Below are 7,494 nucleotides of genomic sequence, written 5' to 3'. Positions count from 1 at the left end.
GTCTGCTTGCAGTTGTGAGCTAGCGAAGCAAAGCTGTCCTTATCCCTCTTTTGCCTCTCTCTCACCAAATTTATGCTTGAGGAGGGCTTTAAATTTAATCTATAAAAATAATTAAGATATTTAATAAAATTTACACTATTTACCAAATAAAACATAATTTTCATCCTATTATGTGTGTTACATTTTTACTCAGCTATTTAAATAAATTTATAATTTATTTTTTTAAGATTTACTTGTAAAATCCCTATAAATATGTAGAAAAATTGCTTTAAATTATCACATTATTTCTTTTATCAAGGGATATTTATATAAATTTTCTTAAACTAATATGTAATTTTATGTTTTAAGTTTATTAAAATTTTTATCTATGTAAATCAGGGGTAAATAAGTTTAATGAGGATAATATCAATTAAATTTGTTTAAATCTTTTAAGGAGAAAAAATGAATCGACGAGATTTCATCAAAAGTGCTGCAGCTAGTGCTGCTTGTGCTAGTGCCGGTATCGCTGTGCCAAGCTCGCTAAGTGCGGCAAACGAAGCTGAAAAAGGCTGGCGTTGGGATAAGGCTGCCTGTAGATTTTGTGGAACTGGATGTGGCATCATGGTTGCTACAAAAGAGGGCAAGATAGTAGCCGTAAAAGGCGATCCAGAAGCACCAGTAAATCGCGGTCTAAACTGTATCAAAGGCTACTTTAACGCTAAGATCATGTACGGCGAAGATAGGATCACTCATCCACTTTTACGTGTAAATGAAAAGGGCGAATTTGACAAAAAAGGTAAATTCAAGCAAGTAAGCTGGAAACAAGCATTTGACGTGATGGAAGCTCAGTTTAGAAAGACTTATGACGAGCTTGGACCTCACGGCGTTGGCGTGCTTGGCTCTGGTCAATACACTATCCCAGAGGGCTATACAGCTGTTAAGCTTATGAAAGGTGGCTTTAGAAGCAACAGCATCGATCCAAACGCAAGACACTGCATGGCAAGTGCGGTTCTTGGTTTTATGCAAGTTTTTGGTATCGATGAGCCATCAGGCTGCTTTGATGACATCGAGCTTACAGATACCATCATAGCTTGGGGCGCAAATATGGCTGAGATGCACCCGATCCTTTGGGCGCGCGTGAGCGATAGAAAGCTTAGCGATCCTGATAGAGTAAAGGTCGTAAATTTAAGCACCTACTCAACTAGAACATCAAATTTAGCCGATATCGAGATCATTTTTGCTCCGTCATCTGACCTTGCTATCTGGAACTACATCGCTCGTGAGATAGTCTATAACCACCCTGAGATGATAGATGAAGAATTTGTTAAAAAACACTGCGTCTTCACAGCTGGCCCAGTTGATATCGGATATGGTCTTCGCCCAGACATTCACCACAAAAAATATGCTCCAAGCGAGCTAGACACAGCTGCGACTGAGAAGTCAAAGGTGCTAAGCGAGGCTGAGGGCGTTACGCTTTCTTACCTTGGCCTAAAAGCTGGCGATACACTAGAAAATAAAAATGCTGCAAAAGCTGGCGATCACTGGCAAATAACATTTGAAGAGTTTAAAAAAGCTCTTGCGCCTTACACACTTGACTTTACAGCTAAGGTAGCAAAAGGCGATCCAAACGAAGATATCAATGAATTTAAGAAAAAACTAAAAGCACTTGCTGATCTTTACATCGAGAAAAACCGCAAAGTCGTTAGCTTCTGGACTATGGGCTTTAACCAACACCAACGCGGCACATGGGTAAATGAACAAGCTTATATGGTGCATTTCTTACTCGGCAAGCAAGCACTCCCAGGCTCAGGCGCCTTTTCTCTAACTGGCCAGCCAAGTGCGTGCGGAACAGCAAGAGAGGTTGGAACATTCGTTCACCGCTTGCCAGCTGACATGGTTGTTGGCAATCCAAAGCACAGAGAGATCACTGAAAAACTTTGGAAACTACCTGCTGGCACACTAAATGCCGTACCAGGCTCACACTACGTAAAAATGATGCGTGATCTTGAAGATGGCAAGGTTAAATTTATCTGGGTTCAAGTAAATAACCCATGGCAAAACACTGCAAACGCAAACCACTGGATCAAAGCAGCTCGCGAAATGGACAACTTCATCGTCGTAAGTGACCCTTATCCAGGAATTTCTGCAAAAGTAGCTGACCTTATCCTCCCAACTGCGATGATCTATGAAAAATGGGGCGCATACGGCAACGCTGAGAGAAGGACACAGCACTGGAGGCAGCAAGTGCTCCCTGTTGGCGAAGCGATGCCTGATATCTGGCAGATGCTTGAGTTTAGTAAGCGCTTTAAACTAAAAGATGTTTGGGGCGAGAAAAAGCTAAATGACAAAGTGACACTTCCAAGCGTGCTTGAGGCTGCAAAAGCTATGGGATATAGTGAAGAAGATACGCTATTTGACGTGCTTTTTGCAAACGAAGATGCTAAGAAATTTAGCGCAAACGATCCGATCATGGAAAACTATGACAACACAGAAGTCTTTGGCGACAGCAGAAAAGTGATCGGCTCTGATGGTAAAGAATTTAAAGGATATGGATTTTTCATCCACAAATATCTTTGGGAAGAGTATAGAAAATTTGGCGTTGGCCACGGCCACGACCTAGCTGACTTTGACACTTACCACAGAGTAAGAGGTCTTAGATGGCCAGTTGTTGATGGTAAAGAGACTCAGTGGAGATTTAATACTAAATTTGACCCATACGCTAAAAAAGCTGCTCCAAATGATAAATTTGCATTCTACGGCAACAAAAACGCATCCCTTCCAACAGGCGATCTAAAAGGTGTGAAAAATCAAGAGAAAACTCCTCTTGCAAACAAAGCAAAAATTTTCTTCCGCCCTTATATGGATCCATGCGAGATGCCAAGCAAAGATTATCCATTCTGGCTATGTACTGGCCGTGTTCTAGAGCACTGGCATACAGGCACGATGACTATGCGTGTTCCTGAGCTTTATAGAGCCGTCCCAGAGGCACTTTGCTACATGCACGAAGATGACGCTAAAAAGCTTGGCGTGCTTCAAAATGAGATCGTTTGGGTCGAGTCACGCCGTGGCAAGGTAAAAGCAAGAGTAGATCTAAAAGGTAGAAACAAGCCGCCAGTAGGTCTTGTTTATGTGCCTTTCTTTGATGAAAACGTATTTATAAATAAAGTCTGCCTTGACGCTACTTGCCCTATCTCAAAAGAGACTGACTATAAAAAATGCGCGGTTAAAATTTACAAGGCGTAAAAGTGGCTGATATGGAATTTTCAAGTAGGCGAGAAGCTTTGAAATTTGGAGCTAAGGTAGCGATCTTAGCTCTTGGCGGAGGCTTTGTATGGTCACTTAGTGCCAAAGCCTCACCGCTTGTACTTCTTAGACCGCCTGGTGCGAAAGCGGAGAAGCAGTTTTTGAAAAGCTGTATTAGGTGTGGGCTTTGCGTAGAGGCCTGTCCATTTGATACGCTAAAACTTGCTACTCTTGAAGATGGTATAAGTGTCGGTACGCCTTATTTTGAGCCTAGAAAAATTCCTTGTCATATGTGCGAGCATATCCCTTGCGTGCCAGCCTGTCCGACTGGGGCACTAGACGCAAATTTAGTTAGCACAGCTGGCAAACTAGACATAAACAAAGCCAAAATGGGCGTTGCAGTGGTCGATATGAAAAACTGTGTGGCATACTGGGGCATACAGTGCGACGCTTGTTATAGATCTTGTCCGCTCATAGATAAGGCCTTGTATCTTGAGTATCGCCGCAACGAAAGGACGCAAAAGCATGCATTTTTGCTCCCAGTAGTTGATAGCGATATCTGCACGGGTTGTGGCGTGTGTGAGCGAGCCTGTATCACCGAAAAAGCAGCCATTACCGTGCTAAACCGCGAGGTCGTGCTTGGCAAAGTTGGCGATAACTACGTCAAAGGCTGGATAAAAGAAGATGAAAGGCGCGTGGATGATGCCAACAGCAAGATAAAGCTCGACATCAAAAAGGCGACTGACTATCTAAATGGCGGTGAGCTATGAAATTTTTAATCTTAAGACGAATAACTCAAATTTCTATCCTAGTGCTATTTATACTAGGAAATGTTTATGGGTTTAAGATACTTAGCGGAAATTTAAGCTCATCTTCGCTTTTTGGACAAGTTCCACTAAGCGATCCATTTGCGGTGCTTCAAATTTTACTAGCAAGCTTTAGCGTAGGCATAAATGCAGTAATAGGTGCGATCATCGTCTTTGCATTTTACGCACTTATCGCTCCAAGGGTTTTTTGCTCGTGGGTTTGCCCAGTAAATTTACTAACCGACATTGCTTACAAGCTAAGAGAGAAATTTGGCTTTAAGGGCGAGAAAATTTTAAACGTAAGTAAAAATTTGCGCTACTACTTGCTAGCGCTCACTCTTATCTTAAGCCTTGCTCTCTCGCTGCCAGCATTTGAGAGCATTAGCTTTATAGGTATCATCCAGCGTGGCATCATCTACGGCTCAGCTAGCGCCATTGGCATAGCCCTTGGTATAGTTGCCTTTGATATGTTCGTGCTAAAGCGTGGAATTTGCTCACACGTCTGCCCGCTTGGTGCATTTTACGCGGTGATATCAAAATTTGCTCTTATTAGAGTAAAACACGACGCAGATGCCTGCACAAGGTGCATGAAATGCAAGCTCGTCTGCCCAGAGGTGCAAGTGCTAGATATGATAGGTAAAGAGAGCCGCGCGGTTAGCTCAAGCGAGTGCATAAGCTGCGGTAGATGTATCGACGTTTGCGGCGACGGGGCGCTAAATTTTAGTATTAGAAATTTAAGGAGAGAAAAATGAAAATGAAAATAATGGCGCTTGGAGTACTATGCGCTGCCTTTTTAGCGGCATGTGCATTGAATAATCCAAGCATTAGCGATTCGCAAATCGGCCTTAGAAATGTCGATTTGTTAGATGATAAAGACGTTGTTTTAAAAGACATCAACTACACAAAAGAGCCAGCGGGTATGGCAAAGAGATTTGACAGATCTTTTGAAAATGCACCTCCGTTTATCCCACACGACACTGAGGGCTTGGTGCCTATCACAAAAGATTCAAATATGTGCGTAACCTGCCACATGCCTGAGTTTGCAAAAGATAGCGGAGCTACTCCTATCCCAGCTTCTCACTTCTACGATATCAGAAATAAAAAAGATCTTGCAGGCAAGCTTGATGATGAGAGATATAACTGCACAACTTGCCACGTCGAGCAACAAAATGGCGTAACTCAGCTTGTTGGCAACAAATTTAAGCCTGACTTTAGAGATAAAAACGGCTCACACAAGTCAAATTTACTAGACGTTTTAAATGACGGCGTTAAGTAATGCAAAGCAGGCGAGAGCTTTTTAGCAAAATTTTGGGGGCAAAACCTGCTCCCAAATTTATAGATCCACCATTTTTTAGCGGCGAATTTGACTGCGGCGGCTGTGAGGCTAGTTGCGTAAGTGCCTGTGAAAAAGAGCTTCTTAGCTTTGAAAATGAAAGAGTTGTTTTTAAAGTTAAAAAGCTAGGCTGTGACTTTTGCGAAGAGTGCGCGAAAGCTTGTCAAAGTAGCGCTCACGTGACACTAAATTTAAGCTCACCAAAGAGCATAAACGCAAAGGTTAGCATCAATGTCGCTAGCTGCCTAGCGTGGAATGACACGATTTGTTACAACTGCCTTGATGCTTGTAAATTTAAAGCAGTTGAGTTTCTTGGTGTTTTTCGCCCTATAATCAATCAAAATTGCGTAAGCTGCGGCGAGTGCTTTGATGTTTGTTTTAAAAATTCGCTTGAGATGGAGGCTTTATGAGAGTTTTATTTTTTCTTTTTTGCTTGTTAAATTTTATCTTTGCAAATGAGATCGCAACGCCTATTAAAGAGATAGAAGCTAGTGCAAATGTGCTTAACACCACGCTGATAAATGGCAAACTTTTTATCGCAACTGATGGTGGCACGGTTGAAATTTACGATCCAAAAGAGTCTAAATTTGACGAGATTATTAAAATGGATGATATAAAAACATATGTGAGCGATCATGAGAGGCCAAAAATTTTAAATGTCGATGAGCTTGGTGGGAAGATCCTCATCCTAAGCGAGGGCGACTACGCTACAAAGGTACTTTATCTAAGAGAAAATGGGCAGATGAGAAGCATAAAAATGGCTAATCAAGCGATAAAAAAGGCTCTATTTTTAGATGATGAGCGCGTCGCTCTTGCATCAATCAGCAATGAAATTTACTTTTTAAACCTAAAAATTGGCGAAATTTATGATAGTTTTAAGATCTCTATCGCGATGCTCTCAGATATGGAGATAAGCGAGGATAGAGGCACGTTAGCGATCGCTTGTGAGAGTGGCAAGGTCTATTTTTACAACGTTCATACTAAAAAGATGGACAAAATTTTAGATATCCACACTGATAATATCTACGACATCGCTTATAAAAATGGCATCATGATCAGCGGAGGCACCGACAGGATCGCAGGCATATTCTCAGCTGGGACGCTAAAAAAGATAAATACTGGCTTTTTGGTTTATGGCGTGGGGCTTAGTAGCGATGGCAAGATCGCAGCCTATATGAGCGACGAGATGAGCGATGTAAATTTGGTTGATAGCGTCACTTTAGATAAGATCGCGATGCTAAAAACTGGACAAAGCACGATAAATAGCATAGTTTTCATAAGCGATAACGAGGTCGTAACCTCTGCTTATGAGAAGAAAATTTTATTTTGGAGAGTTAGATGAATATTTCAAGCCTGATAGTCTATACAGATAATAAAAATGAGAGCGTAAAAGGCGAGATAAGCAAGCTAAAAGAGTGCGAGATCATCACTGACGCAGAAGATAGGATCGTGGTGGTCGTTAGCTCAGAGAGCATCGAAGATGAGATCAGAGTTTTTAAGATGATAGAGGGCATTATCGGCGTTGTAAGCGTTGCGATGGTTTATAGCTATCAAGAGGACGCTCAGGAGAATAGAGAGAGGCTTGAAGCAAACGGCAAGATAAGTGAAATTTTGACAAGCGATGACGTAATAGCCGAAGATATCGCATATGGCGGTAGCGTGCATTATAAGGTGAGGTGAAATTAAATTTTGTTTTGGGGTGTAAATTTAAACTTTAATGAGCCCAAATAAATTTTAAATTCAACATAGCAAAATCGCATGCAGTGCGCAAGCACCATTGCATGCCACCTCTAACGTGCGAGGGGTTTAGGGGATTTAAAAGGGGGATAAGGGGACGGCTTCGTAATTCAAGTCCCCTTGTCTCCCTTTTGAATTTAAAGTCCTTTTTTAAAAAAATAAAACACACTATTTTGCAAATTTTAAACTTTCATTCACTCGCAAGAATTGACTACTAAAATTTGGCTTCGCTTACCGCTTATCTCAAATTTTAGAGCCGAAATTACTCGTTCATGAAATTTTAAAATTTGCTAGAAATTTCTTAAAAATAAATCACATGCAGTGCTTTAGCACTGAAGCATGCCGCCTCTAACGTTGTCGGAGTTAGGGGATCGTTAAGGGGGAAGAGAGCGACGT

Annotated in this window: 7 protein-coding genes; all 7 read left to right on the top strand. The window is 41.6% G+C overall.

The genetic code is table 11. The features are described from left to right. Positions 1 to 441: 441 nt before the first annotated feature. Genes napA through CVS86_RS09680 form a run of 7 tightly spaced genes read left to right on the top strand, consistent with a single transcriptional unit; the run spans position 442 to position 7,041 of the window. Complete coding sequence (gene napA / locus CVS86_RS09710) at positions 442 to 3,222, top strand: nitrate reductase catalytic subunit NapA (protein ID WP_107791757.1); 2,781 nt, start codon at positions 442 to 444, stop codon at positions 3,220 to 3,222. An 11-nt stretch (positions 3,223 to 3,233) separates the two neighbouring features. Continuing rightward, positions 3,234 to 3,992: a ferredoxin-type protein NapG gene (gene napG, locus CVS86_RS09705; protein WP_413784230.1), complete on the top strand. Its 759-nt coding sequence runs from the start codon at positions 3,234 to 3,236 to the stop codon at positions 3,990 to 3,992. Further along, entirely contained in the window at positions 3,989 to 4,780 is a 792-nt protein-coding gene (gene napH, locus CVS86_RS09700; protein ID WP_107791755.1) for a quinol dehydrogenase ferredoxin subunit NapH, read from the top strand. Before napG ends, napH begins: the two co-directional genes overlap by 4 nt. After that, entirely contained in the window at positions 4,777 to 5,304 is a 528-nt protein-coding gene (locus CVS86_RS09695; protein WP_107791754.1) for a nitrate reductase cytochrome c-type subunit, read from the top strand. Before napH ends, CVS86_RS09695 begins: the two co-directional genes overlap by 4 nt. Continuing rightward, on the top strand, positions 5,304 to 5,771 hold the full coding sequence (locus tag CVS86_RS09690; RefSeq protein ID WP_107791753.1) for a 4Fe-4S ferredoxin: 468 nt from the start codon (positions 5,304 to 5,306) through the stop codon (positions 5,769 to 5,771). The genes CVS86_RS09695 and CVS86_RS09690 overlap by 1 nt, the downstream gene beginning before the upstream one ends. Continuing rightward, on the top strand, positions 5,768 to 6,703 hold the full coding sequence (locus CVS86_RS09685) for a WD40 repeat domain-containing protein (RefSeq protein WP_107791752.1): 936 nt from the start codon (positions 5,768 to 5,770) through the stop codon (positions 6,701 to 6,703). The genes CVS86_RS09690 and CVS86_RS09685 overlap by 4 nt, the downstream gene beginning before the upstream one ends. Continuing rightward, complete coding sequence (locus CVS86_RS09680; protein WP_107791751.1) at positions 6,700 to 7,041, top strand: chaperone NapD; 342 nt, start codon at positions 6,700 to 6,702, stop codon at positions 7,039 to 7,041. The genes CVS86_RS09685 and CVS86_RS09680 overlap by 4 nt, the downstream gene beginning before the upstream one ends. The last annotated feature ends 453 nt before the right edge of the window (positions 7,042 to 7,494 follow it).

The sequence above is a fragment of the Campylobacter concisus genome, assembly GCF_003048605.1.
GTDB classification, from domain to species: Bacteria; Campylobacterota; Campylobacteria; order Campylobacterales; family Campylobacteraceae; genus Campylobacter_A; species Campylobacter_A concisus_BM.
The sequence above is the reverse complement of the archived record's forward strand: the minus strand, read 5'-3'. Positions and strand labels throughout refer to the sequence as shown.

Excerpts from the sequence above, each read along its gene's own strand:
- napA (WP_107791757.1), top strand. The coding sequence starts at position 442 with ATGAATCGACGAGATTTCATCAAAAGTGCTGCAGCTAGTGCTGCTTGT.
- napG (WP_413784230.1), top strand. The coding sequence starts at position 3,234 with ATGGAATTTTCAAGTAGGCGAGAAGCTTTGAAATTTGGAGCTAAGGTA.
- napH (WP_107791755.1), top strand. The coding sequence starts at position 3,989 with ATGAAATTTTTAATCTTAAGACGAATAACTCAAATTTCTATCCTAGTG.
- CVS86_RS09695 (WP_107791754.1), top strand. The coding sequence starts at position 4,777 with ATGAAAATGAAAATAATGGCGCTTGGAGTACTATGCGCTGCCTTTTTA.
- CVS86_RS09690 (WP_107791753.1), top strand. The coding sequence starts at position 5,304 with ATGCAAAGCAGGCGAGAGCTTTTTAGCAAAATTTTGGGGGCAAAACCT.
- CVS86_RS09685 (WP_107791752.1), top strand. The coding sequence starts at position 5,768 with ATGAGAGTTTTATTTTTTCTTTTTTGCTTGTTAAATTTTATCTTTGCA.
- CVS86_RS09680 (WP_107791751.1), top strand. The coding sequence starts at position 6,700 with ATGAATATTTCAAGCCTGATAGTCTATACAGATAATAAAAATGAGAGC.